The organism is Bradyrhizobium sp. WD16, from assembly GCF_024181725.1.
Taxonomy (GTDB): Bacteria; Pseudomonadota; Alphaproteobacteria; order Rhizobiales; family Xanthobacteraceae; genus Bradyrhizobium_A.
This window is the reverse complement of sequence record NZ_CP028908.1, coordinates 1,708,774-1,732,316: the sequence shown is the minus strand read 5'-3', so window position 1 is coordinate 1,732,316 and position 23,543 is coordinate 1,708,774. Positions and strand designations below refer to the sequence as shown.

Annotated in this window: 22 protein-coding genes; 17 read left to right on the top strand and 5 right to left on the bottom strand. The window is 66.4% G+C overall.

The window, feature by feature from the left end:
* Nucleotides 1–258: 258 nt before the first annotated feature.
* Nucleotides 259–1,149, bottom strand: a complete 891-nt coding sequence (gene draG / locus DB459_RS07995) for an ADP-ribosyl-[dinitrogen reductase] hydrolase (protein WP_253712348.1) — start codon at nt 1,147–1,149, stop codon at nt 259–261.
* Between the two features lie 15 nt (nt 1,150–1,164).
* Nucleotides 1,165–2,019: an NAD(+)--dinitrogen-reductase ADP-D-ribosyltransferase gene (locus DB459_RS07990; RefSeq protein WP_253712347.1), complete on the bottom strand. Its 855-nt coding sequence runs from the start codon at nt 2,017–2,019 to the stop codon at nt 1,165–1,167.
* Nucleotides 2,020–2,294: 275 nt separating this feature from the next.
* Here DB459_RS07990 and pyrC point away from each other — a divergent pair, with 275 nt between their 5' ends.
* Nucleotides 2,295–3,335: a dihydroorotase gene (pyrC, locus tag DB459_RS07985; RefSeq protein ID WP_253712346.1), complete on the top strand. Its 1,041-nt coding sequence runs from the start codon at nt 2,295–2,297 to the stop codon at nt 3,333–3,335.
* Nucleotides 3,336–3,370: 35 nt separating this feature from the next.
* On the opposite strand, the gene DB459_RS07980 is transcribed toward pyrC, so the two are convergent.
* Nucleotides 3,371–4,195: an RMD1 family protein gene (locus DB459_RS07980; RefSeq protein ID WP_253712345.1), complete on the bottom strand. Its 825-nt coding sequence runs from the start codon at nt 4,193–4,195 to the stop codon at nt 3,371–3,373.
* Nucleotides 4,196–4,788: 593 nt separating this feature from the next.
* Here DB459_RS07980 and DB459_RS07975 point away from each other — a divergent pair.
* From DB459_RS07975 to DB459_RS07965, 3 genes are all read left to right on the top strand, one after another.
* A complete protein-coding gene (locus DB459_RS07975; RefSeq protein ID WP_253712344.1) occupies nt 4,789–7,149 on the top strand; it encodes a TonB-dependent siderophore receptor in 2,361 nt (786 codons plus the stop codon).
* 63 nt (nt 7,150–7,212) lie between these two features.
* On the top strand, nt 7,213–8,427 hold the full coding sequence (locus tag DB459_RS07970) for a PepSY domain-containing protein (RefSeq protein ID WP_253712343.1): 1,215 nt from the start codon (nt 7,213–7,215) through the stop codon (nt 8,425–8,427).
* 200 nt (nt 8,428–8,627) lie between these two features.
* The gene (locus tag DB459_RS07965) at nt 8,628–9,440 is read left to right on the top strand and encodes a class I SAM-dependent methyltransferase (protein WP_253712342.1); all 813 of its coding nucleotides are present in this window, start codon (nt 8,628–8,630) and stop codon (nt 9,438–9,440) included.
* Nucleotides 9,441–9,518: 78 nt separating this feature from the next.
* Here DB459_RS07965 and DB459_RS07960 read toward each other — a convergent pair whose 3' ends face one another.
* Both DB459_RS07960 and DB459_RS07955 read right to left on the bottom strand, forming a co-directional pair.
* Nucleotides 9,519–10,304, bottom strand: coding sequence for an IclR family transcriptional regulator C-terminal domain-containing protein (locus tag DB459_RS07960; RefSeq protein ID WP_253712341.1), 786 nt, complete (start codon nt 10,302–10,304; stop codon nt 9,519–9,521).
* 19 nt (nt 10,305–10,323) lie between these two features.
* Nucleotides 10,324–11,553 (bottom strand): NAD(P)/FAD-dependent oxidoreductase, encoded by a 1,230-nt coding sequence (locus DB459_RS07955; RefSeq protein WP_253712340.1) that lies wholly within the window; start codon nt 11,551–11,553, stop codon nt 10,324–10,326.
* Between the two features lie 254 nt (nt 11,554–11,807).
* Here DB459_RS07955 and DB459_RS07950 point away from each other — a divergent pair, with 254 nt between their 5' ends.
* From DB459_RS07950 to paaD, 13 genes are all read left to right on the top strand, one after another.
* The gene (locus DB459_RS07950) at nt 11,808–13,166 is read left to right on the top strand and encodes an aromatic ring-hydroxylating dioxygenase subunit alpha (RefSeq protein ID WP_253712339.1); all 1,359 of its coding nucleotides are present in this window, start codon (nt 11,808–11,810) and stop codon (nt 13,164–13,166) included.
* Nucleotides 13,167–13,195: 29 nt separating this feature from the next.
* On the top strand, nt 13,196–14,632 hold the full coding sequence (locus tag DB459_RS07945; protein ID WP_253713469.1) for a glutamine synthetase family protein: 1,437 nt from the start codon (nt 13,196–13,198) through the stop codon (nt 14,630–14,632).
* Between the two features lie 95 nt (nt 14,633–14,727).
* Nucleotides 14,728–15,903, top strand: a complete 1,176-nt coding sequence (locus tag DB459_RS07940) for an ABC transporter substrate-binding protein (RefSeq protein WP_253713468.1) — start codon at nt 14,728–14,730, stop codon at nt 15,901–15,903.
* Nucleotides 15,904–16,150: 247 nt separating this feature from the next.
* The gene (locus tag DB459_RS07935; protein WP_253712338.1) at nt 16,151–16,336 is read left to right on the top strand and encodes a hypothetical protein; all 186 of its coding nucleotides are present in this window, start codon (nt 16,151–16,153) and stop codon (nt 16,334–16,336) included.
* A gap of 9 nt (nt 16,337–16,345) precedes the next feature.
* Nucleotides 16,346–17,215, top strand: a complete 870-nt coding sequence (locus DB459_RS07930; protein WP_253712337.1) for a branched-chain amino acid ABC transporter permease — start codon at nt 16,346–16,348, stop codon at nt 17,213–17,215.
* A gap of 38 nt (nt 17,216–17,253) precedes the next feature.
* Nucleotides 17,254–18,243 (top strand): branched-chain amino acid ABC transporter permease, encoded by a 990-nt coding sequence (locus DB459_RS07925; protein ID WP_253713467.1) that lies wholly within the window; start codon nt 17,254–17,256, stop codon nt 18,241–18,243.
* Nucleotides 18,240–19,004 carry an ABC transporter ATP-binding protein gene (locus DB459_RS07920; protein WP_253712336.1) on the top strand — a complete coding sequence of 255 codons (765 nt, stop codon included), beginning with the start codon at nt 18,240–18,242 and terminating at the stop codon, nt 19,002–19,004. Before DB459_RS07925 ends, DB459_RS07920 begins: the two co-directional genes overlap by 4 nt.
* Nucleotides 18,985–19,698 (top strand): ABC transporter ATP-binding protein, encoded by a 714-nt coding sequence (locus DB459_RS07915; protein WP_253712335.1) that lies wholly within the window; start codon nt 18,985–18,987, stop codon nt 19,696–19,698. The genes DB459_RS07920 and DB459_RS07915 overlap by 20 nt, the downstream gene beginning before the upstream one ends.
* A gap of 54 nt (nt 19,699–19,752) precedes the next feature.
* Nucleotides 19,753–20,625, top strand: coding sequence for a phenylacetic acid degradation operon negative regulatory protein PaaX (gene paaX, locus DB459_RS07910; RefSeq protein ID WP_253712334.1), 873 nt, complete (start codon nt 19,753–19,755; stop codon nt 20,623–20,625).
* A 213-nt stretch (nt 20,626–20,838) separates the two neighbouring features.
* Nucleotides 20,839–21,831, top strand: a complete 993-nt coding sequence (gene paaA / locus DB459_RS07905; RefSeq protein WP_253712333.1) for a 1,2-phenylacetyl-CoA epoxidase subunit PaaA — start codon at nt 20,839–20,841, stop codon at nt 21,829–21,831.
* Nucleotides 21,832–21,847: 16 nt separating this feature from the next.
* The gene (paaB, locus tag DB459_RS07900) at nt 21,848–22,135 is read left to right on the top strand and encodes a 1,2-phenylacetyl-CoA epoxidase subunit PaaB (RefSeq protein ID WP_253712332.1); all 288 of its coding nucleotides are present in this window, start codon (nt 21,848–21,850) and stop codon (nt 22,133–22,135) included.
* Between the two features lie 90 nt (nt 22,136–22,225).
* On the top strand, nt 22,226–23,002 hold the full coding sequence (gene paaC, locus DB459_RS07895; RefSeq protein WP_253712331.1) for a 1,2-phenylacetyl-CoA epoxidase subunit PaaC: 777 nt from the start codon (nt 22,226–22,228) through the stop codon (nt 23,000–23,002).
* The gene (gene paaD / locus DB459_RS07890; RefSeq protein ID WP_253712330.1) at nt 22,996–23,493 is read left to right on the top strand and encodes a 1,2-phenylacetyl-CoA epoxidase subunit PaaD; all 498 of its coding nucleotides are present in this window, start codon (nt 22,996–22,998) and stop codon (nt 23,491–23,493) included. Before paaC ends, paaD begins: the two co-directional genes overlap by 7 nt.
* The last annotated feature ends 50 nt before the right edge of the window (nt 23,494–23,543 follow it).

Below are 23,543 nucleotides of genomic sequence, written 5' to 3'. Positions count from 1 at the left end.
TGTGTCGTTAGCCTCGCCATAGTTTGGGGGGAGACGGCGAAGCTAGGTCGTCCCAATTACGGTCATGCGACGGATTGGTTATGGTTCGATCAAAGAATTAAATTTCCGGACCGCGGACGTTCGCATAAGTCGTTCGTGCGCAAGTCCGCCAGATCGCGTCGTGCGGGGAGTGCGTCGACGACGCCTGTCGTGCCTCGATCAATGAAACGATCGTCGTCTCATCGGACCATCGGCTCGGACCATCGGCTCGAATTGGATCTATCCGTTCTGACGCATCCCGATCGCCAGCAGGCCCGGGACCTGGGCGCGGATTTCCGCCGCCACCCTGCCGTCGAGCTTGCGCAGCCAGCGCGACGGGATCGCCGCCGTACCGTAGGTCGCGCCGGCCAGCATGGCTGCGATTGCTCCGGTGGTGTCGGCATCGCCGCCCTGGTTGACGGTCTTCACCACGCAGTCGGCGAAGTTCTCAGTGGCGAAGAAGAAATGCAGCACGGTCTGCATCGTGTCGACGATGAAGGCCGAGGACCGGCCGCGATACGGCGCATAGGCGAAATCGCGGTGCCCGGCGACGAGGGTCTCGGCGATACGCCGCGCAGCGTCCTTGCCGGCGCCCGCCACCAGGCTGTGCACCATCCTCACCAGGGCGAGCGAGGCGGCATCGGACAACGGGTGATGATGGGTGATGCGGCCCTGCGCGAGGGTCCATGCCGCCGCCTCGTCCGGCCGGCCGAGCGTCGCCAGCGCCAGCGGCAGCACCCGCATCGCCGCGCCGTTGCCGGCGTCGCCTTCGAAGAACTCGCCCGAAACCGTACCGTTGGCGATGTAGCGGCGGATGCCGCGGCGGCAGGTCGAGCCGACATCGACCGGCCGCGTCCTGAGCCAGGCGGCGAACTCCTCGCAGACGTCGCGCACGTCGAGGCCGCGATGGCGCAGCAGCGAGCGCCCCAGCGCCAGCGACATCGCCGTGTCGTCGGTGACCTGCCCCGGCGCAAGGCGCAGCCAGCCGCCGCCGACGATGGCGTCGTGGACGCCGTACTGGCTGACGATCTCGGCCGGCGTCATGAATTCCACGGTGGCGCCGAGCGCGTCGCCGACGGCGAAGCCGATGAAGGCGGCGAAGGCCCGGTCCTCGATGGTGACGGCGCTCACCTCGCGATCCTCCTGTCAGAAATAATTCGCGGCGACGCGATATTCGCCGCCGATCACGAGGTATTCGCCTTCGCCCTTGAGCGGATGGGCCTTGAGCAGATGATTGAAGAACGCCACCTTGGGCGCCGGCACCTTCGCGGTCAGCACGATGTCGCCGAAACAGCCGGCGATGTCGCGATCGGACGTGAAGGAGGCGAGGCTGTTGAGGCGCATGATGACGTTGCGCTTGTCGATCCGTCGCACGATCTGGTGCTCGTCGAATGAATTGGTGCCGCGATAGAGCGTGAGATGGCTTTGTCCCGGGGCGGCGAAGCGCGCCAATGCCCACTGGCAGAATTCGAACAGAAGGTCGAGCTGGACATAGATCGCGTTGTTGTGGAAGCGGCTCGACATCTTCTCCGCGACATAGGTCGTCCAGGCGCCGCTGGCGATGCGGCGGATCGCGTCCTTGTGGAAGGTCGGGAAGATGCCGAAGCGGCTTTCCACCCAGCCCTTGAGCACCGCGCCTTCCGCCCCGTTGCTGTCGAAGCCCCAGCCCTTGATCAGGTTGAGGAAGGAGGAGCGGAAGCGGCGCCGGCCGCCGCGGCGGTCGGTGTGCGTCTCGCGCTGCTCGGGATCGATGCCGAACATGGCGTTCATGTAGCAGGAGAAGGCGTCGCCCGCCTCGGTGAGGTCGCCGGCCTGGGCGAGCATCTCGAACAGGCCCGGATTCATCTCGCGCGCTCCGGCGATGTGCAGCGGCACCGGACCGTCGTTGAAGTCGCAGCTGGTGAGAAAATCCATCGGCACGCCGACCAGGTTGGTGGAGTGGCCGATGGCAAGGGCTGGCGGCACGACCGGCGGCTCAGCAGGGTCCGGCGGGTATGCCATCGAGGTTTTGGATCCGCGGTGCATGATAATGTGTGGCCGCAACGCAAAGGGGTGTTGTGGAACCGAGCCTAACAAATCGCGGCTGCGGGATGAACCGCGCTTTTCGCGAACGCCCGAAGTTGGTGGATTGGATTTGATATTCGCTGCCCGCCTGGAATGTTAGAATCGGACCGCCAGGTGACATTCGCCCCTGGCGGTGCCATTGATGCGCCAAAGGCGGACGCCGATGCTGCGGTCGCCCTTCCGAAGCCGCTTCTCAACGAGGATTTTCCGACGTGCGGACCCTGACCATTCGCCGCCCCGATGATTGGCACGTGCATTTTCGCGATGGCGCCGTCCTCAAACAGGTCGTGCCCTTCACCGCCCGCCAGTTCGGCCGCGCCATCGTCATGCCGAACCTGACGCCGCCGGTTGTCACCTCCGCCATGGCTGCGGCCTATCGCGAGCGGATCATGGCCGCCTGTCCCGCCGACGCGAACTTCACGCCGCTGATGACCTGCTATCTGACCGACGGCACCGAGCCGGAGGATCTCGTCGCCGGCCATCGCGACGGCATCGTCACCGCGGCCAAGCTCTATCCGGCGCACGCCACCACCAATTCGGCCTTCGGCGTCACCTCCATGGAGAGGATCGAGGCCGTTCTCGGCGCCATGGCCGAGCACGGCATTCCGCTGCTGGTTCATGGCGAACTGGTGCGCGACGACATCGACATCTTCGATCGCGAAAAGGCCTTCATCGATGCGGTGCTCGAGCCGACGCTGGCGCGCTTCCCGCGCCTCAAGGTGGTGATGGAGCACATCACCACGGCGGACGGCGCCGCCTTCGTGCGCCGCCACCGGCCGCGGGTCGCCGCGACGATCACGCCGCAGCATCTGATCTACAACCGCAACGCCCTGTTCCAGGGCGGCATCAGGCCGCACATGTATTGCCTGCCGATCCTCAAGCGGGAAACCCATCGCCAGGCGCTGCGCGCCGCCGCGACCAGCGGCGAGGGCGGCTTCTTCCTCGGCACCGACACGGCGCCGCATCTGCGCCACCTGAAGGAGAATGCCTGCGGCTGCGCCGGCGTCTTCAGCGCGCCGGTGGCGCTGCAGGCCTATCTGCGTGTCTTCGCCGAGGACGATGCGCTCGACCGTTTCGAGGCCTTCGCCTCGCTGAACGGGCCGGCCTTCTACGGCCTGCCGGCCAACGAGGAGCGCATCACGCTGGTGGACAGGGCGGCGGCCTGCGAGGCTCTCGCCATTCCCGGCGAAGGCGAGATCCTGCCGCTGTTCGTCGGCGAGGAGGTCGGCTGGTCGGAGATTCGTCGAGTGTGAGGGACGTTTTGTGAAGTCCAAGCGACGGCGTCGCCTCAATGCCCGCCGGTGAAGAAGATCTGATACAGCGTCATCACGATCTCGAAGGCGATCAGCAGCACCACCACGAGTTCGACCCGCAGCGAGCGGCGGGTATCGATGATGTCGGCGAGCGTGGTGGCGGTCTTGGCGATGACCTCGATTTTGGCATTGAGGGCCTCGAGCCGTTCGTGCAGCTCGTATTCGTCCTCGAGGCGGGCATAGAGGCGTTCGAGATCGGGACGGTCCCATAGCGCATCGGGCTTCTCGGCGATGGCGACGCGGCCCGACACCCGGTGCTGGACCAGCAGCGCGTTGCCGATCAGCTTGAGCAGCGCCGTGCGCCGCCGCCCGGTGCGGCCATGTTCGGCGAGTTCCTTGGCGAACGGATCGATCACCTCCAGGACCCGTGCCACCTCGCGTTCGTCGTGGGCGAGGGCGACGCTCTTGGCGAGCACGTCGGAGACGACGAGCAGCCGCGCCGCCGACATGTCGCGCAACTGGACCGGGCCGCCGACCGGCACCTGGTCCTCGGCGCCGCCGCCGAGTTCAATGGTCGCGGTCTCTTCCTCGAAACGGGCGAGGCGGCCCTCGATGCGCGGCGATAGGCGGTCGAGAAGCGCGGTCTCCTCAGTGGCCGACAGCCCGATCAGCACCGCAACGCCATAGCGGAACAGCACCGCGATGCCGGCTTCGCCGCTTCGCACCGCCAGTGGCACCGCAGACAGCGCGTCCCCCTCGAAATTCGCGGTGTTGATACGGTCGCCGACATGCAGGGCATGGGCGGTCGTGCGCGGCCCGAGGCCCGCCGCTATCGAAGACGCCTCGCTTGATGCGGTCATGGTCGGTGCTCCTTCGAAGGCGACAGCTTCAGGTCGAATCACCCTCGCGCTCCAGCTTGGGCGACGGAGCATGATCTTATCGGAAAACCGGTGCCCGCGTTTCCGGATCGTGCGCCAGGTCGCGAGCCAATTCGGTCGGCGGCGCTTGCCCGCGGTTGAACTCTATGCATTATTCTCCGGGGGAGTTGAGGCTTGTCGTATATCCGTAGGATCGCGAGCGGTGCTCGGCGTCATCTGCCGTGATGGCCGGGATGGCGACGATGTCTCGGGCGCGCCGTCGTCGCCCCAGGATCCTTCGGGCAAGCCGCTCCGTTGTCCGATCTGTCTCGGCTTTACCGCGGCCGCGATCCTGCCGGACCAGCCGGCGCAGCCTCTCGGCCACGCGGCCGCCGTGTCGGCCTTGCCACTGGCGAGCCAACACCTGGCGTCCAGCCACGATTCGCTGTGGCCGCCGGGGTGCGGACCACCCGCAGCAGCCGCCTGACCCGGTTCATTTTCACTCGCTGATCACGGTCGATGCAGCGCCTCCGCGGCGATGCGTCTGGCTGCGTACGGCCGTTCCACGTCACGTCCTTCTTTTCGAGTCCAGGATCATGTTGAAGTCCAAGCATGAGCGCATCGCCTTGTGCGCGTTGCGTTCGTCCAGCTGCCTTGCCGGTGCCATCGGGCTCTTCGTCGGCGCCGGTCTTTCCGTCGATGCGCTGGCCCAGCAAAGCGACACCAGGCTGCCAGCGATCACGGTCGAGCAGCAGCTCCAGAAACCGAAGCCGCGGCGGGCGACGAGCGCTGTGCGCAGCGGCCAGCGCCGAGCGGCGATGGCCGCCCGCGTCCAGCAGGGTGGGAACCAGCATGCAGTGACCGGCGCCAGCGGCGTGCGCAATTCATCGCCGACCGACTACAAGCTCGACACCGCGTCGACGGGGACCAAGAGCAATACGCCGCTCCTCAACACGCCGATGGCGGTTCAGGTCGTCCCGCGAGCGGCGCTGGACGACAAGCAGGTGATCTCGGCCGCCGAGGCCGTCAAGTTCGTCAGCGGCGTGCAGATGCCGAGAAGTCCATTCTACGACAATTTCCTGATCCGCGGCTTCACCAATGCGAACAGCACCTATCGCAACGGGCTCCATCTGTCCGGGATCGTCGGCTTCGAGGATATCGCCTTCGTCGACCACATCGAGATCGCCAAAGGTCCGACAGCCATGCTCTACGGCCGGGTGCAGCCCGGCGGACTGATCAATTACGTCACCCGGAAGCCGGAGGAGGCCGCCGCCTACAGCATTCAGCAGCAGCTCGGCGGCTGGGGTCTGCTGCGCACCACCGTGGATGCGACCGGTCCGCTCGACAAGGACAAGACGGTGCTCTATCGCGCCATCGTCACCTACGACAAGGCCGACAGCTTCATCGACTATCAGCATCGCAAGAACTGGGCCGGCTACGGCGCGTTGACGTGGCGGCCGAACAGCGATTTCGAGGCCAATCTCCAGGTCGAGCATTACGATCAGAAGAACATCGGTTCCGGCTACACCGCTCAGCAGGTGCCGACCGTCGGCAACCGGCCGGCCAACCTGCCGCGCAACTGGACGCAGAGCGATCCGGCGATGTGGAGCAACTTCCCGGGCTCGGTCGACCGCTCCCTGGTCTATTTCGACTGGACCTACAAATTCAGCGATTCCTGGAAAATCTCCCAGAAGTTCCACTACAGTCTATCCAACGAGACCCAGTCCTATCTGCTGTATCAGAACTTCGATGCCGCGACCGGCCTGATGAACCGGCAGCTCACCTATACCCCGTTCAGGAAAGAGATCGTCGCCACCAATGTCGATCTCAGCGGCGAGGTTTTCACCGGCCCGCTCAAGCACAAGCTGTTGTTCGGTGTCGACTGGTTCAGCTATCGCCAGGACGTCTACGGGTACACCGAGGAGGTCACTCTCGACCGCGTGCCTGCGCTGAATATCTACAATCCGGTCTACGGCAATATCGACGTGCCTCAGATGTGGTCCTACATCAACGCTGCGGCGGGCAATGCGCTCTACCGTCAGAGAACCCGCGATCTGGGCTTCTATGTGCAGGATGAGGTCAGTCTCAACGAGCGCCTGTTCGTGCTGCTTGGCGGCCGCTACGATATTGCCCAGGAGGCCAATGCCGAGATCTATGGCGATGTCAGCCAGGTCTGCTTCCCGAATTGCGACGGTCACCTTCTGCCCCAGACGACGGCCGCGAAATTCTCGCCGCGTCTTGGCGTTCTCTACAAGCTGACGCCGGAGCTGTCGGTCTATGGCAGCTATTCGCAATCCTTCGGCTCCTCCCATGACGGCGTTTCGTATGACGGGAGCCCGTTTGCACCGGAGACGGGCGTGCAATACGAGGCCGGCGCCAAGGCCGCGCTGCTCGACGGCAAGGTCACGGCCAGCGTCACGCTGTTCGATCTCTACCTGCGCAATCGCCTGACCACGGATCCGGATCACGTCGGCTTCTCGATCGCCGCCAGCGAGGTGCGCAGCCGCGGCCTCGAATTCGACATCGCCGGACAGGTGACGCGCCACGTCAGCCTGATCGCCAGCTATACCTATGATGACGCGCGGATGACGGCGGATTCCGCCACCGGCGCGGCCTCCACCCTCGGCAACCAATGGCCCGGCGTGCCCTACAACTCGGCCAGCCTGTGGGCGAAATACGACGATGCGCCCGGCGAGGCGACCGCCTGGTTCACCGGTGCCGGCTTCTATGCGGTCGGCGAGCGGCAGGGCAATGTCGCCAACAAGATGCAGTTGCCGGGCTATGGCCGCGTCGATGCCATGGTCGGCTATCGCACCCGATTGCAGGGCGTGCGCTGGACCGCCCAGCTCAATGTGCAGAATCTGTTCGATGTCGCCTATTTCGAATCGTCGAACGGCACCTATTCGCTCTACGGGGCGCCGCGCGGTTTCATCGGCTCGCTGAAGGCCGAATTCTGATGTCGCGGCGCGGGCTGCAAGCCCGCGTCGCTTTCCCTGTTCGCGGCCGGAGCCGGAGCGCGCATGACCCGTCACGTCTGGGTGCTACTGCACCGTTACGTCAATCTCGTCATCCTCGTGTTCCTCGTGATCACGTCGCTGACCGGTTCGGTGATCGCCTTCAACAGCGAGCTCGAGCGGGTCTTCGCGCCGCAGCTTTTCTCTGCGCCGCAGCCCGATCGGCCGAAGCTCGACCTCGCCACCCTCGCCGAGCGGGCTGGACGGCTGGTGCCGCAGGCGCGGGTGACGGAGGTGGTGATGACCGAGGTCGATCAGGCGAGCGTCGCCTTCGCAGCGGCGAAGGACGCCGAGACCGGCCGGCGCGCCGAGCTCGGTTTTTCCGAATTCTTCGTCGATCCCTGGACGGGCGACGAACTCGGCCGGCGCAGACGGGCGGATCTGTCGGAGGGCGTGATCAATCTGATGCCCTTCATCTACGAACTGCATTTCTCGCTTCTCGCCGGCCCGACCGGTGAGCGGCTGTTCGGCATCGTTGCCCTGGTCTGGACGCTGGATTGCTTCGTCGGCTTCTATCTTGCCCTGCCTGCGTCACGCTCGAATTTCTGGCGACGATGGCGCCAGGCCTGGCGCTTCAAGCGCGGCGCCAGCGTCTACCGCTTCACGGTGGACCTTCACCGCGCCGGCGGTCTCTGGCTGTGGCCGCTGTTGTTCGTCTTCGGCTGGTCGAGCGTGATGCTCGAACTGCGGCCGGTCTACGAGGCGGTGACCGGGGCGGTGTTCGACTATGAATCGCCGCGGACCGTATTCCTGTCGACGGCGCGCCCAGCGAACGAGACGCCGGCGCTAGACTGGCGGGCGGCGCAGGCGGTCGGCGAACGGCTGATCGCCGCGCAGGCGTGGCAGAGCGGTCTCACCGTGCGCGAGCCCCTTGGCCTTACTTACATCGCGCGCATCGGCGCCTATTATTACGAGGTGCGGGGCAGCCGCGATCTGTTCGAGCGGGCTCCCAAGGGCGGCAGCACCTATGTGATCTTCGACGGCAGCAGCGGCGAACTGATCAAATTCTCCATGCCGACCGGACAGCGCGCCGGGAATACCGTCGAGAGCTGGCTCTATGCGTTGCACATGACTCGGGTCTTCGGACGGCCGTATCAGACCGCGGTTTGCATTCTCGGGCTCCTGATCGCGGCGTTGTCGGTGACCGGAATCCTCATCTGGCTGAAGAAGCGGCGCGCGCGGCGCCTGGCGCGCCACCGCGAGGCCATGCCGGGCGCCTGACGGGCTGATCCCGTCCGGGTGCTGTTGCGAAGACGACCTCGGCTCCGGCGACGCAACGCAGTATGATGCTGTTCCAAAGCAAGGGCGGAAGCGGCCCAAGCTGAACGTTCCGGGCATCTCGGGCGACATCTATCCAGTACCGAGGACCAAAGAGGCATCAGAGCGCATCGACGTCGACACATCTCGCATGGAGAACCGCCATGGACGCTGCCGACAAGACCTTCGCCGGATCAATCCCCGAACTCTACGACCGCCATCTCGTTCCGCTCATCTTCCAAGCCTATGCCGACGATCTCGCCGGCAGGGTTGCTCCGCTCGATCCCATCGATGTGCTGGAAACCGCAGCCGGCACCGGGGCGCTGACCCGAAGCCTCGCCGCGCAACTGCCTGCGGCCGCGCGCATCGTCGCAACTGACCTCAATCAGCCGATGCTGGACCGCAACAGGATGCATCTCGCCGAGGACCCCCGCCTGTCCTGGCGGCCGGCGGATGCGTTGGCGCTGCCGTTCCCGGATCGAAGCTTCGACGTTGTCGCCGCGCAGTTCGGCGTCATGTTCTTTCCCGACAAGGTGCAGGGCTTTCGCGAGGCGCGGCGCGTCTTGCGGGACGGCGGCCACTTCCTGTTCAACGTCTGGGATGACCTCGCCGCCAACGAATTCTCGGATGTGGTGATCCAGGCGATGGCGACGGTTTTTCCGGATGATCCGCCGCGATTCCTCGCGCGCACCCCGCATGGCTATTGCGACGCGGATCGCATCCGTGCCGACCTTGAGGCGGGCGGCTTGACCAAGATAGATATCGAGGTGGTCGAGCACCGCAGCCGGGCGTCGTCGCCACAGCTTGCCGCCACCGCCCTTTGCCAGGGCACGCCGCTGCGCAACGAGATCGAGGCGCGCGATCCGGCGCGGTTGCCGGAGGCGACGGAGGCCGCGGCGTTGCTGCTGGCGAAGCGCTTCGGCGAAGGGCCGATCGAGGGGCGGATGCGGGCTCTGGTGGTGTCGGCGTCGGAGTAGGCGGGATCGCCGATCTCGCAGTGCCTCGTGACTTCAGCGCCGGTGCGGCGTCACCCGGCGCTTCCGCTTAGCGTTCTGTTACAGCAACTGCTCCCGCACCGATTCCGCGCCCTCGCGCAGCAGCGGCAGGAAGCGGTCGATCATCTCGCCGGTGGAGACGCGGTCGACATGGGCGCCCATGTTGACGGCGGCGACGACCTCGTTGTCGTAGCGCCGCACCGGCACCGAGATCGAGCGGAAATGCGGCTCGGCCTCGCGGTCGACCAGCGAATAGCCCTTCTCGCGGTCGGTGATGATGGTGGCGAGCAGCACTTCGGGATCGGTCACGGTCTGCGGCGTCACGGCCTCGCGCCGCATCGCCTTCAGCCGTTCGGCAAGCTCGGCATTGGCGAACTTGCCGAGCATGGCGCGGCCCACCGAGGTGCAGAAGCTCGGCAACCGGTAGCCGATGTCGATGCCGGCGGAGAACACCCGCGCCGGGCTGCCGCGGGCGATGAACACCACCTCGTCGCCGTCGAGCACCGCAAGCGAAGAGATCTCCTGGGCCTCGCTGGCGATGCGGTCGAGCAGGGGCTGAAGCACCGCGACCACCTGGCTCGACCGCAGATAGGACGAGGCCAGCGTCAGCACGTGCGGGGTCAGCGCGAACATCTTGCCGTCGCTGGAGACGAAGCCGCCGCGCTCCAGCGTGAACAGGATGCGGCGGGCGGTGGCGCGCGGCAGATCGGCGGCGCGGGCGAGGTCGCTCAAGGTCATCGGCCCCGGCGCATTGCCGAACATCTGCAACAGGCGCAGCCCGCGATCGAGGCTCTCGACGAAGTCGGTGGCGCGCTCTTCGCCCTCGGGGCGTTTCACTTTTGGCATCGATCGGTCCCGCGCGCGCTCACGGTGCGGCCTCCAGGGTCTTGAGGTCGAAGGCAGTATCGGCCGCCTGTTCCCTGGTCGGCGAGCGGCCGGCGCCGATCAGGCGGCGTGCGATCATCTGGTCGCCCGGCCGGTTGATGCTGTCGACGGCGACCAGACGGGCGTCGCGATAGCGGAACACCGAGAAGCGGCCGTCGGCGATGTTGCCGCGGATCACGGCGTCGTCCCGTGGGTCGGCAAGGCCGACCATCTGCAATTTGGCGTCGTACTGGTCCGACCAGAACCGCGGCACGCTGGTGTAGGGCTCCTCCTTGCCCGCCACCGCGAGGCCGACGGCGCGGCCCTGATCGGTGGCGTGCTGCACCGATTCGAGCCGCAGCCGCCGCCCGGCCCAGATGTTGTGATGCTGGCTGCAGTCGCCAGCGGCGTAGATGCCCGGCGCCGTGGTCCGGCCGACCTCGTCGACGACGATGCCGTTGTCGCAGGCAAGGCCGGCATCGAGCGCGAGCTCCTGATTGGCGATGCCGCCGACGCCCACCAACACGAAGTCGGCGCGCAACCGCTCGCCATTGCTCAGAACCACCACATGGCTTTCGCCGGCGCCGGCGCCGGCGTCGATGCGCGTGATGCCGGTCTCGAGCCGAATATCGACGCCGTGGCCGCGATGCAGATCGAGCAGATATTGCGAGATCGCCGGCGCCACGGCGCGGCCGAGCAGGCGCGGCGCCGCTTCGATCACGGTGACGGATTTGCCGGCCTTGGCCGCGGTCGAGGCGACTTCGAGGCCGATGAAGCCGCCGCCGATCACCACGACGTCGCTCGCTGCCCGCAGCCGCGGCCGCAGCTCGTGAGCGTCATCGAGGGTGCGCAGGGACAGCACGCCGTCGCGGTCCTGGCCCTCGATCGGCAGCCGCCGCGCCCGCGAGCCGGTGGCGATCAGGAGGTGATCGAAGTCTACTCGGTCGCCACCGGTGAGCGAGATGCGGCGCGTCGCCGGGTCGATGGCTTCGGCACGGGCGCCGAGCACCAGCTCGATGCCCTTGCCGGCAAAGACGTCGGCGCCGCGCAGCACCAGCGTTTCCGGCGCGGCATCGGCGGCAAGATAGGCTTTGGACAGCGGCGGCCGCTGATAGGGCAAGTGGGGCTCGTCGGCGACGAGGCGGATCGGCCCGTCATAGCCGCTCTCGCGCGCGGCCAGCGCGGCGTGAACGCCGGCATACGAGGCACCGATAATGACGAAGCCGTTCACGTGATCCCCTCCTGATCTGGGGTCCAATCAAAGACGCCGAACAATTGAACTATTGTTCAATAATCGCAAGCGCGCCACCTCCGCCTACCACATCGCCGCCGGAGAATTTGCTGCTTTGCGCGCCAATAGCGACGAAAAATAGTGCTTGCCGCATAAACCGCCGATGCTAAAATTTGACCATTAGTTCAATAAGCGAACAAACGCGCCACCAACCAGCGGCGACGGCGGTGAGTGCAAGGGAAAGGTCACGCGCCATGATGAGCCAAGAGCAGAACGACCTGATCACCCGGATCGGCCCGGGGACCCCGGCGGGCAAGCTGATGCGCAAATACTGGCAGCCGGCGGCGCTCATCGAGGAGCTCGAAGGCGCGCGGCCGATCAAGCCGTTGCGGCTGCTCGGCCAGGACCTCGTGCTGTTTCGCGACGAGACCGGCCGCTATGGCCTCATCGACCGCGACTGCCCGCATCGCGGCGCCGATCTCGCCTTCGGCCGCCTGGAAAACGGCGGTTTGCGCTGTGCCTTTCACGGCTGGCTGTTCGATGCTGACGGCAAGTGTCTCGAGACGCCGGCGGAGCCGGTCAATTCGCGGCTGTGCGAGGGCATCCGCCAGCGCGCCTATCCGGTGACCGAGAAAGCCGGAATCCTGTGGGCCTATCTCGGCGAGGACGCGCCGCCGGCTTTTCCCGATCTCGATTGCTTCACGGCGCCGGGCGCCTACACCTTCGCGTTCAAGGGCCTGTTCGAATGCAACTGGCTCCAGGCGCTCGAAGTCGGCATCGATCCGGCCCACGCCTCCTTCCTGCACCGCTTCTTCGAGGACGAGGATACCTCGACGGCCTATGGCCGCCAGTTTCGCGGCGCCTCCGCCGGCAGCGATCTGCCGATGACCAAGATCCTGCGCGAATACGACCGGCCGATCATCAATGTCGAAAGCACCGAATACGGCATGCGCCTGATCGCGCTGCGCCAGCTCGACGACGAGCGCACTCATGTACGCGTCACCAACCAGCTCTTTCCCCACGGCTTCGTCATTCCGATGAGCACGGAGATGACCATCACCCAGTGGCACGTGCCGGTGGACGACGAAAACTGCTACTGGTACGCCATCTTCACCAGCTATTCGGCGCCGGTGGACAAGAACAAGATGCGCGAGCAGCGCCTCGAACTCTATGAGCTGCCGCACTACCGCTCGCGGCGCAATCGCGCCAACGACTACGGCTTCGACGCCAAGGAGCAGGCCGCCGAGACCTATACCGGCATGGGCGCCGACATCAACGTGCACGACCAGTGGGCGGTGGAATCCATGGGTCCGATCCAGGATCGCACCCGCGAGCATCTCGGCCAGTCCGACAAGGCGATCGTGCAGTATCGCCGCCTGCTGCGCCAGGAGATCGACAAGGTCGCAAAGGGCGAGACGCCGCTGCTGGTGCTGGACGAGGCCCATGCCAAGGCGATCCAGGGGCCGGCCACCATGGATGGCATCGGGCCGACCCGTGGCTGGGAGGCCTATTGGATGGAGGTCGACGTCAACCGCCGTCGCGGCGCGCCGTGGACGGCGCCGGTGCCGAGCGAGATCGCCGAGAAGATGTCGCGCCTGAGCGCGGCCGAATGACACTTCAGAAGCCGGCCGGAGGAAGCATGGTGAGTTTCGTCGCGCGACACGGCCTTTGGACCGAGGAGCAGAAGGATGCGGCCGCAAGACTGAGACGCGTTGCCGAAGAGCGCGAGCTCGAGGTGATCCGCCTCGGCTTTCCCGACCAGCACGGCGTCCTGCGCGGCAAGACGCTGATCGCCGCGGAGGCGCTGCGCAGCCTCGAAAGCGGCTGCAGCATCACCACGACGATGTTCGCCAAGGACACCGCGCATCGCACGGTGTTTCCGGTCTTCACGCCGGGCGGCGGTTTCGGCCTGCCGGAGATGCAGGGCGCCGCCGACGTGCTGATGGTGGCCGATCCGACCACCTTCCGCGTGCTGCCCTGGGCGCCGAAGACCGGCTGGCTGATGTGCGACGTCTATTTCAACGACGGCCGGCCGGTGCCCTTCGCCACCCGCCAGCTCTATCGCCAGGTGCTCGAGGACCTCGGCAGCCGCGGCTATGATTTCGTCGCCGGCCTCGAGGTGGAATTTCACGTCTTCAAGCTGCAGGACGCCAAGCTGTCGCCGGCCGATGCCGGCCAGCCCGGCACGCCGCCGGAGGTCAGCCTGCTGTCGCAGGGCTACCAGTATCTCACCGAACAGCGCTTCGATCAGATGGAGCCGGTGCTGGAGATCATCCGTCGCGACGTGCTGGCGCTCGGCCTGCCGCTGCGTTCGGTGGAGGTCGAATTCGGGCCGAGCCAGTGCGAATTCACCTTCCAGCCGGCGCGCGGCCTCGCGCCGGCGGACAACATGGTGCTGTTCCGCAGCGCCGTGAAGCAGATCTGTCACCGTCACGGCTATCACGCCACCTTCATGTGCCGGCCGCGGATTCCGAGCGTGATGTCGTCGGGCTGGCATCTGCATCAGTCGCTGGTCGAGCGCGTGAGCGGCCGCAATGCCTTCATGCCGACCGAGGACGGCGCGGCGCTCAGTCCGCTTGGACTGTCCTATCTCGCCGGCCTGCTCGCCCACGCCCGCGCCTCGGCCGTCTTCACCACGCCGACCATCAACGGCTACAAGCGCTACCGCTCCTATTCGCTGGCGCCCGACCGCGCCATCTGGGGCCGCGACAATCGCGGTGCCATGATCCGTGTGCTCGGCGGTCCAGACGATCCGGCGACGCGCCTGGAGAACCGGATCGGCGAGCCCGCGGCCAATCCCTATCTCTATATGGCCTCGCAGATCCTGTCCGGGCTCGACGGCGTCGACCGCAAGCTCGATCCCGGTCCCTCCGCCGACACGCCCTACGAGACCAAGGCCGATCTGTTGCCGAAGTCGCTGCGCGAAGCGGTCTACGCCCTGCGCGACGATCCCTTCTTCCGCGCCGCCATGGGCGAGACCCTGGTGGACTACTACGTCCACATCAAGAATGCCGAGATCGAGCGCTTCCAGGCCGAAGTCTCGGAGTGGGAGCAGCGCGAATATTTCGAGATGTTCTGAAAACCGGCATGCCGCTTGCCTGCGGCATGCTTCAGATCCCGATCCGTTTCCGCCAATCCATCGTGACCCGCCGTAACCTGAAGGACGCGCCCGCCATGAATCACTTCGCCCGCACCGCCTCGGCCCTCGCCATTCTCTGCCTGACCACGGGCGTGGCCGCCGCCGATACCATCAAGGTCGGCGTCATCGGCACCATGTCCGGGCCCTATGCGCTGTTCGGCAAGAACTTCAAGACGGGTATCGACGCCTGGGTGGCCGAGCATGGCAAGAAGGTCGGCAGCCACGACATCGAATTCGTCTATCGCGACGAAGAGAGTCCCAATCCGGCCAAGTCCAAGGCGCTGGCCCAGGAGCTGATCGTCAAGGACAAGGTCCAGTATCTCGCCGGCATCTACTTCACGCCGAACGCCATGGCGGTGGCGCCGTTGCTCGAGGAGTCCAAGACGCCGCTGGTGGTGATGAATGCGGCGACCTCGGCGATCGTCGAGAAGAGCCCCTATATCGTCCGCACCTCCTTCACGATGTGGCAGAACACAGTGCCCGGCGCCAAGGTCGCCAAGCAGAAGGGCTCGGCCAAGGTCGCCATCGCGGTGAGCGATTACGGCCCGGGCCTCGACGCCGAGGCGGCCTTCAAGAAGACCTTCGAGGCCGAGGGCGGCAAGGTGGTCGAGGCGATCCGTATTCCGCTCTCCACCACCGATTTCAGCCCGATCATGCAGCGGATCAAGGATTCCGGCGCCGACACCATCTTCACCTTCCTGCCGTCGGGGCCGCCGACGCTCGGCTTCGTCAAGGCCTATATCGACAACGGGCTGAAGGCCTCGGGCATCAAGCTGATGTCGACCGGCGACGTCGTCACCGAGCCGGACCTGCCCAACATCGGCGATGCCGGCATCGGCATTCTCTCGACCTATCACTATTCGGTGTCGCACGCTTCGCCGGAGAACGCCGCCTTCCTCGCCACGCTGAAGAAGGACGGCGCCAACCTCGACGAAGTCACCATGACCGCGGTGGCCGCCTATGATGGTGCCCGGCTGATCTACAAGATGATCGAGGCGACCGACGGTGCCCGCGATCCGGCCAAGGCACTCGAGGCCGTCAAGGGCATGAAGTGGGTCAGCCCGCGCGGTCCGGTGTCGATCGATCCAGCGACCCGCCACATCCGCCAGAACGTCTATCTGCGCACGGTGGAGAAGGTCGACGGCAAGCTGATCAACAAGGAGATCGAGACCTTCGCCGACCAGCCGGACTGGGCGCTCAGCGCGAAGTAAACGGGGCGTCCTGAAAGCGCGTCGTGGTGGACGAGCGGTTCTCACACTCAGGTGTCGTCGTCGCCCGGCCTGACCAGGCGACCCAGCACGCCGTGTGGTCTACGGCAATATGTGGCGCCGCAGCAACTCAGGTTCGCAATGCCGCCGTTCTGCGAGACAGGGCAGAGCCGCCCTGCCTGTTGCATCGTCGCGGCGTACTGGATCACCCGCTTGCGCGGGTAATGACTCAGAAAGCGCGGCCCAGGCGATGGTGCTCGCGGGCGGCAAGGTGGCCTGGAGCGGTGAGTGCGACGACGCGCCCACCGATCGCGATCCGTTTGCGGTGGACGGGCCTGCATTGAAGCGCACCGAGGTGCTGATGACCGTGCTGCGCGGCGAGATCGTGCACGACCGCCTGACTTTCGGGCAGGCGCGAAGCGCAGCAGCGGTGTAAGGACGTTTCATGCGAACCATCTTCAGCATCCTGACCGACACCGTCGCCTACGGCATGGTGCTGTTCACCATCTCCATCGGACTCTCGATCATGATGGGGCTGATGCGGGTGGTGAATCTCGCCCATGGCGCCTTCGCCATGATCGGCGGCTATTTCGCCTCCTATGCCCTGCGCGATCTCGGCGTCGGCTATGGCCTCGCCATCGTGCTGGCGGTGGCCGGCACCATCCTGGTGTCGGTTCCGTTCGAAGTGCTGCTCTATCGGCGGATCTACCGCCGTGCCGATCCGCTGATCCAGGTGCTGATGACCATCGGCATCACCTTCTTCATCATCGGCATCGCCAACTTCGTCCTCGGTCCGACGCTCAAGCCGATTCCGTTGCCCAGGCTCTTGAGCGGTCCGGTCGATATCGGCTTCCGCATGCTGCCAGCGCACCGCCTGTTCGTCATCGCCTGCGGTGCCGCGACGGCGCTGCTGCTCTGGCTGCTGATCGAGAAGACCGAATTCGGCATCAAGCTGCGGGCGGCGGTCGACAACGCCGCCATGGCCGACGCGCTCGGCATCCGCACCGAATTGATCTATGCCGCGACCTTCGCGCTGGCGATCGGCCTCGGCGCCTTCGGCGGCGTGATCGGCGCCGAGATCCTGCCCATCGAGCCGTTCTATGCCCTGCGCTACATGGTCACCTTCCTGGTGGTGGTCTCGGTCGGCGGCGCCGGTTCGATCCCCGGCGCGCTCGCGGCCTCGCTGCTGCTGGGGCTCGCCGACACCACCGGCAAATATCTCGCGCCGGAGTTCGGCGAGTTCTTCTTCTATCTGGCGGTGATCTGCATCGTGTACCTGTTTCCCCACGGCCTGTTCGGCAGGTCGGCACTATGACTGAAGGCGCTGTGAGCGACGGTGCGGTGAACGAAGCGATGACGAGTGCGGCGCGGTCGCGCCGCCGCATTCCGCTGCTCGCCGATCTCGGCGGTCCGCTGGCGATCGCCGCTGTGGGCATTGCCGGCTATTATCTCTTTCCCGAAGATCTCGCCTTCCTCACCAGGCTGATCGGGCTGGCCCTGCTGGTGCTCTCGCTTGATCTCGTCACCGGCTATTGCGGCATCGCCACCCTGGGGCATTCCGCGCTGTTCGGCGCCGGCGCCTATGCCGCCGGCATTCTGTCCCTGCACGGGCTGACCGATCCTGTGGCGCTCACCCTTGTCGGTCTTCTCGCGGGCGCCGTCATGGGGCTGATCTCGGGTTTCCTGGTGGCGCGCTTCCACGGCTTGCCGCAGCTCGTGCTCTCGATCGCCGTCGGCCAGCTCGTTGCGGCGCTGGCCAACAAGCTGTCCTTTCTCACCGGCGGCAGTGATGGCCTGTCCGGCATCGAGCCGTCCAAGGTATTCGGCCTGTGGGGCTTCGACCTGTTCAGCCGCACCGCCTACCTGTTCTCGCTGGCGGTGCTGGTCATCGTCTTCGTCGTGCTGTCGCGCATCGTCCGCTCGCCCTTCGGCCTGCTCTGCCGCGGCATCAAGGACGATCCCTTGCGGGCGCGGATGATCGGCGCCGCGGTGTTTCCGCGGCTCGTCGCCATGTATGCGATCTCGGGGGCGGTGGCGGGCATCGGCGGCGCGGTCACCGCCATCAGCACCGGCGTCGTCGGCCTCGACAGTGTCTCCTTCGAGCGCTCGGCGGAGACGCTGGTGATGCTGGTGCTCGGCGGCGCCGGCCATCTCTGGGGCGCGCTGGCGGGCGCCGTCATCGTCCAGGTGTTCGAGCACATCGTCGCCGCGCAGAATCCGTTCCACTGGATGACCCTGCTCGGGCTGCTCCTGATTCTGATCGTGATCTTCGCGCCCCGCGGGTTGATCGTGCCGCTGCTCGGGGTGGTGCGCCGGATCAGCCGCAGCGGAGGCGCGTCGTGACCGCGCGGCTCGAGGCGAGAAGTGTCTCGCGCGCCTTCGGCGGCTTGCAGGTCACCCGCGACGTCAGCTTCGGCCTCGCGGCCGGTGACCGCGTCGCGCTGATCGGACCCAACGGCGCCGGCAAGACCACGCTGGTCAATTTGATCAGCGGCGGCATCCCGCCGAGCGCCGGACATTTCTTCATGGACGGCGCCGACATCACCCGGCTCAGCGTGCCGGCGCGGGTCGGCCGCGGCCTCGTACGCACCTTTCAGACCACGCGGCTGTTCCCCAATCTGACGGTCGCCGACAATATTGCGCTCGCCATCCTGCAGCGGCAGGGCCTCACGGTGCGGTTGTTCTCCCGCGCCGCCGACCGGCCCGAGGTGCGCGCCGAATGGCAGGCGCTGCTCGTCGAACTCGGCCTCGATCATCTCGCCGGCCGCCAGGTCGCCGAGCTTGCCTATGGCCAGCAGCGCCTCATCGATCTCGCCATCGGCCTCGCCCTCAAACCCCGGGTGCTGCTGCTGGACGAGCCCGCTGCCGGCGTGCCCCATGACCAGGCGGCGAAGATCCTCGCCGCCATCGAGCGCCTGCCGGCCGACATCGCCGTCTTGATGATCGAGCACGACATGGATCTGGTGTTTCGTTTCGCTAGGCGCGTGCTGGTGCTGGCCGGAGGCCGCCTGATCTTCGAAGGATCGCCCCGCGAAGTCACCGCCGATCTGGAGGTGCGCCGCGCCTATCTCGGGAGCTATGCCGATGCCGGCCACAGGCCTTGAGATTCGCGGTCTGTGCGCGGGCTATGGCCCGACGCGGGTGATCGACGAGGTCAGCCTCGACGTCGCACCCGGCCAGCGGCTCGCCGTGCTGGGGCGTAACGGCATGGGCAAGACGACACTGCTCGCCAGCATCATGGGGCTGACGACGCGTCACGGCGGCGAGATCAGCTGCGGCGGCAAGGCGATCTCCGCCTTGCGCACCTCGGCGCGGGCGGCGCGCGGCATCGGCTACGTGCCGCAGACCCGCGATATTTTCCCCTCGCTCACGGTCGAGGAGAATCTGCGCACCGGGTTGAAAGGCCGGCCGGCCGGCGCCATCGACGAGGCCTACGCCATGTTTCCGCGGCTGCGGGAGCGGCGGCGCAATTTCGGCCTGCAGCTCTCCGGCGGTGAGCAGCAGATGCTGTCCATGGCCCGCACGCTGCTCGGCAAGCCATCGCTGCTGCTGCTCGACGAGCCGCTGGAAGGTCTCGCCCCGGTGATCTGCGACGAATTGATGATCTTCCTGTCGCGCCTTGCCGCGACCGGCGAGGTCACCATCGTTCTCGTCGAGCAGCAGATCGAGCGCGCGCTGGATTTCGCCTCCACGGTGGTGGTGATGGAGCGCGGCCGGGTCGGCTGGTCGGGTGAGCCGTCGGCCTTGCGCTCGGACCGCGGCCTGATTGAGCGGCTGATCGGCGTCGGCATCCACTAACAGCTTTGACGAAGCGGCGGCAACGGTGGCACAAGGTCGCCGGAACATCCGATCATGGCTCCGCACCCGCTCGCCCGCATCGTCAGCCGCTTCAAGCGCGAGCCCTCGCGTACCGGCTCGCTGATCATCACTTTCCATGGCGACGCCATCCTGCCGCGCGGCGGTTCGGTCTGGCTCGGCACGCTGCTGCAATTCCTCGATCTGTTGCAGATCGAGGGCGGGGTGGTGCGCACCGCCGCCTCGCGCCTCGCCGCCGATGGCTGGCTGGCGCGCGACAAGGCCGGCCGCAAGAGCTTCTATCGCCTCGCTCCGGCAGGGCGGGCGCGGTTCGAGGCCGCCATCGCCCATGTCTATGCGCCGCAGCCGCTGCCGGCGTCGGACCGCTTCGAACTGATCCTGATCGGCAATGGTGCCGAGCGCGAAGCGGCGCGCGATGCCCTGGACGAAGCCGGGTTCGGCAGTCCGCTGCCCGGGGTCTGGGTCGCGCCGGCGGGAACCCCGGTTCCGGACCCTGCGTCCGCCGGCATCCGCCTCGATGCGCTGTTGCAGCGCGACGCAGGCCAGCGGCTGGTGGCGGCAAGCTGGGATCTCGCCCGCACCGCGGAAGCCTATCGTGCCTTCCTCAAATTGTTCGCGCCGCTCGCCGACTGGATCGCCGAGGGCGCCGAACTGGCGCCCGAGGACGCAATCCTCGCCCGCGTGCTCCTGATCCATCATTATCGCCGCGTCGTGCTGCACGATCCTTTGCTGCCGCCGGACCTTCTGCCGCCGGCCTGGCCGGCGCGGGAAGCGCGGGCGTTCTGCGCGCGGATCTACCGTGCCCTGTTGCCGGCGTCCGAGCGCTGGCTCGATGTCCATGGTGAATGCCTCGCCGGGCCGTTGCCGCCGGCCGGCGCCGGTTTGACGGCGCGATTCGTCGACCTCTGAGTTGGTCCTTTTTATGTTACAAAAATTTATTGAAGATCAAAATTTCTGATATATATTTCCCGCTGAACGCGCAGACCTGAGGCCGGAGACATAAGGACACTAGCAAAATCAAAGTGCTAGCGTGGCTTATGTCTCGCAATTGCCTACGAGAGACCGGCCGCAAAGGCGGTAGGCAATTGCGAGACGCCACACTAGCGGCACGGGAGAGGCGATATGTACACCCAAGCGCTGAACGCGGCCGGGGGCGAAGAGCGGAACGTCGAGGACGCGGCGAAATCCGCCGCCTTTCAGGACCGCATCGATGCCGAGGAACGCATCGAGCCCAATGACTGGATGCCGGCCGCCTATCGCAAGACCCTGATCCGGCAGATCTCCCAGCACGCCCATTCGGAAATTGTCGGCATGCTGCCCGAGGGCAACTGGATCACCCGCGCGCCGACGCTGCGGCGCAAGGCGGCGCTGCTCGCCAAGGTCCAGGACGAATGTGGCCATGGGCTTTATCTCTATGCCGCGGCCGAGACGCTCGGTGTTTCGCGCGAGGATCTGGTCGACCAGCTGCTTGCCGGCAAGGCCAAGTATTCCTCGATCTTCAATTATCCGACGCTGACCTGGGCTGATATCGGCGCCATCGGCTGGCTGGTCGACGGCGCCGCCATCATGAATCAGATTCCACTGTGCCGCTGCTCCTACGGGCCCTACGCGCGGGCCATGATCCGGGTCTGCAAGGAAGAGAGCTTCCACCAGCGCCAGGGCTACGAGATCATGCTGACGCTGTCGCGCGGCACCGATGAGCAGAAGGCGATGGCGCAGGATGCGCTGAACCGCTGGTGGTGGCCGTGCCTGATGATGTTCGGTCCGCCCGACCAGCAGAGCCAGCACGGTGATCAATCGACGAGATGGAAGATCAAGCGCTTCTCCAATGACGAGCTGCGCCAGAAATTCGTCGACGCCACCGTCCCCCAGGCTCACTACCTCGGGCTGACCATGCCCGATCCTGACCTGAAGTGGAACGAGGCGACCAGCCACTGGCAATACGGCGCCATCGACTGGGAGGAATTCCGCCAGGTGCTGGCCGGCAACGGTCCGTGCAACCGCGACCGCATGGCGGCGCGCCGAAAGGCCCACGACGACGGCGCCTGGGTGCGCGAGGCGGCGCAGGCCTATGCCGACAAGCAGGCGGCGCGCCGCTCTGCCGCAGCCGCGTGAGATGAAGGAGAGCGCGATGACCGAGACCAAGATCCAGCTCTGGGAAGTCTTCATCCGCAGCCGCAACGGCCTCGCCCACAAGCATGTCGGATCGCTGCACGCGCATGATGCCGCCATGGCGCTGCAGGCGGCGCGCGATCTCTATACCCGGCGCGGCGAAGGCCTGTCGATCTGGGTGGTGCCGTCGAACGCGATTACCGCGTCCGACCCCGCCGACAAAGCCATGCTGTTCGAACCGGCGGAGTCGAAGATCTACCGTCATCCGACCTTCTACGAGGTGCCGGAGGAAGTCGGGCACATGTGAGGCGCTCTCTTCTCATCGCGAAGCGGCCGCACAGCAGGCCGCTCCGCAGGATGGGCGAAACACAGCGAAAACAGCGGGGAGCCGCAAGCCATGGCCGTGTCCAACATCACAGTCGCCGAGAGCCCGCTGGTGCTCTATGCCCTGCGCCGCGCCGACGACGCTCTGATCCTCGGCCATCGGCTGTCGGAGTGGTGCGGCCACGCGCCGCTGCTCGAGGAGGAAATGGCGCTCGCCAACATGGCGCTCGACCTGATCGGTCAGGCGCGCGAACTCTATTCCTATGCCGCCGAGGTCGAGAATGCCGGCCATGATGAGGACGCGCTCGCCTATCGCCGCGACGCGCGGCAATACCGCAATCTCCTGCTGGTCGAGCAGCCCAACGGCGATTTCGCCCGCACCATCGTCCGCCAGCTGCTCTACGCCGCTTTCGCCGAGCCGTTCTGGCGCGCCACGATGGCCTCGAACGATGCACCGCTCGCGGCGATCGCGGCCAAAAGCCACAAGGAATGCGCCTACCATCTGCGCCATGCCGCAGAATGGGTGATCCGCCTCGGCGACGGCACCCCCGAGAGCCATCGCCGGGCGCAGGCCGCGGTCGAGGATCTCTGGGCTTTCACCGGCGAGGTGTTCCATGCCGATGACAGCGAGCGCGATCTGATCGCGGCTGGCATCGCCATCGATCCGGACGGCTTGCGCATCCCTTGGCGGCGGACCATCGAGGATGTGCTGGGGCGGGCGACGCTGATTGTGCCCCCTGACGGCTGGGCGCAGAGCGGCGGCCGCGCCGGGCGCCACAGCGAGCATCTCGGCCATCTCCTCACCGAACTGCAATATCTCCAGCGAACTTATCCCGAGGCCACATGGTGACCCTCGCCGCCGATAATCTGCGCCAGCGTGCCTGGGACGCCGCTGCCGCCGTGGCGGACCCGGAGATCCCGGTGCTGACTATCGCCGATCTTGGCGTGCTGCGCGACGTCAGGGTGGACGGCGGGGCCATCGAAGTCGCGATCACGCCGACCTATTCCGGCTGTCCGGCGATGAACATGATCGCACTGGAGATCGAGCTGGCGCTGGAACGGGCCGGTCTGCCGCGACCGCGAATCAAGTCGGTGCTGTCGCCGGCCTGGACCACGGACTGGATGACCGAGGACGGCAAGCGCAAGCTCAAGGACTACGGCATCGCGCCGCCGCGGCCGGCATCGGGCCGCCGGGCGCTGTTCGGCGAAGAGGCGATCGCCTGCCCGCGCTGCGGCTCGCACGATACCGAGCGGATTGCCGAATTCGGCTCGACCTCGTGCAAGGCGTTGTGGCGCTGCCGGGCCTGCCGCGAACCGTTCGACTACTTCAAATGCCATTGAACGCCGTTACCTTCGTCGTGGCCGGGCTTGTCGCGGCCATCTGACAAGCA

Coding starts and splice junctions, on each gene's coding strand:
- DB459_RS07990 (WP_253712347.1), bottom strand. CDS start 2,019: ATGGCATACCCGCCGGACCCTGCTGAGCCGCCGGTCGTGCCGCCAGCC.
- DB459_RS07980 (WP_253712345.1), bottom strand. CDS start 4,195: ATGACCGCATCAAGCGAGGCGTCTTCGATAGCGGCGGGCCTCGGGCCG.
- DB459_RS07975 (WP_253712344.1), top strand. CDS start 4,789: ATGTTGAAGTCCAAGCATGAGCGCATCGCCTTGTGCGCGTTGCGTTCG.
- DB459_RS07970 (WP_253712343.1), top strand. CDS start 7,213: ATGACCCGTCACGTCTGGGTGCTACTGCACCGTTACGTCAATCTCGTC.
- DB459_RS07965 (WP_253712342.1), top strand. CDS start 8,628: ATGGACGCTGCCGACAAGACCTTCGCCGGATCAATCCCCGAACTCTAC.
- DB459_RS07960 (WP_253712341.1), bottom strand. CDS start 10,304: ATGCCAAAAGTGAAACGCCCCGAGGGCGAAGAGCGCGCCACCGACTTC.
- DB459_RS07950 (WP_253712339.1), top strand. CDS start 11,808: ATGATGAGCCAAGAGCAGAACGACCTGATCACCCGGATCGGCCCGGGG.
- DB459_RS07940 (WP_253713468.1), top strand. CDS start 14,728: ATGAATCACTTCGCCCGCACCGCCTCGGCCCTCGCCATTCTCTGCCTG.
- DB459_RS07935 (WP_253712338.1), top strand. CDS start 16,151: ATGGTGCTCGCGGGCGGCAAGGTGGCCTGGAGCGGTGAGTGCGACGAC.
- DB459_RS07930 (WP_253712337.1), top strand. CDS start 16,346: ATGCGAACCATCTTCAGCATCCTGACCGACACCGTCGCCTACGGCATG.
- DB459_RS07925 (WP_253713467.1), top strand. CDS start 17,254: ATGACGAGTGCGGCGCGGTCGCGCCGCCGCATTCCGCTGCTCGCCGAT.
- DB459_RS07915 (WP_253712335.1), top strand. CDS start 18,985: ATGCCGGCCACAGGCCTTGAGATTCGCGGTCTGTGCGCGGGCTATGGC.
- paaX (WP_253712334.1), top strand. CDS start 19,753: ATGGCTCCGCACCCGCTCGCCCGCATCGTCAGCCGCTTCAAGCGCGAG.
- paaA (WP_253712333.1), top strand. CDS start 20,839: ATGTACACCCAAGCGCTGAACGCGGCCGGGGGCGAAGAGCGGAACGTC.
- paaB (WP_253712332.1), top strand. CDS start 21,848: ATGACCGAGACCAAGATCCAGCTCTGGGAAGTCTTCATCCGCAGCCGC.
- paaC (WP_253712331.1), top strand. CDS start 22,226: ATGGCCGTGTCCAACATCACAGTCGCCGAGAGCCCGCTGGTGCTCTAT.
- paaD (WP_253712330.1), top strand. CDS start 22,996: ATGGTGACCCTCGCCGCCGATAATCTGCGCCAGCGTGCCTGGGACGCC.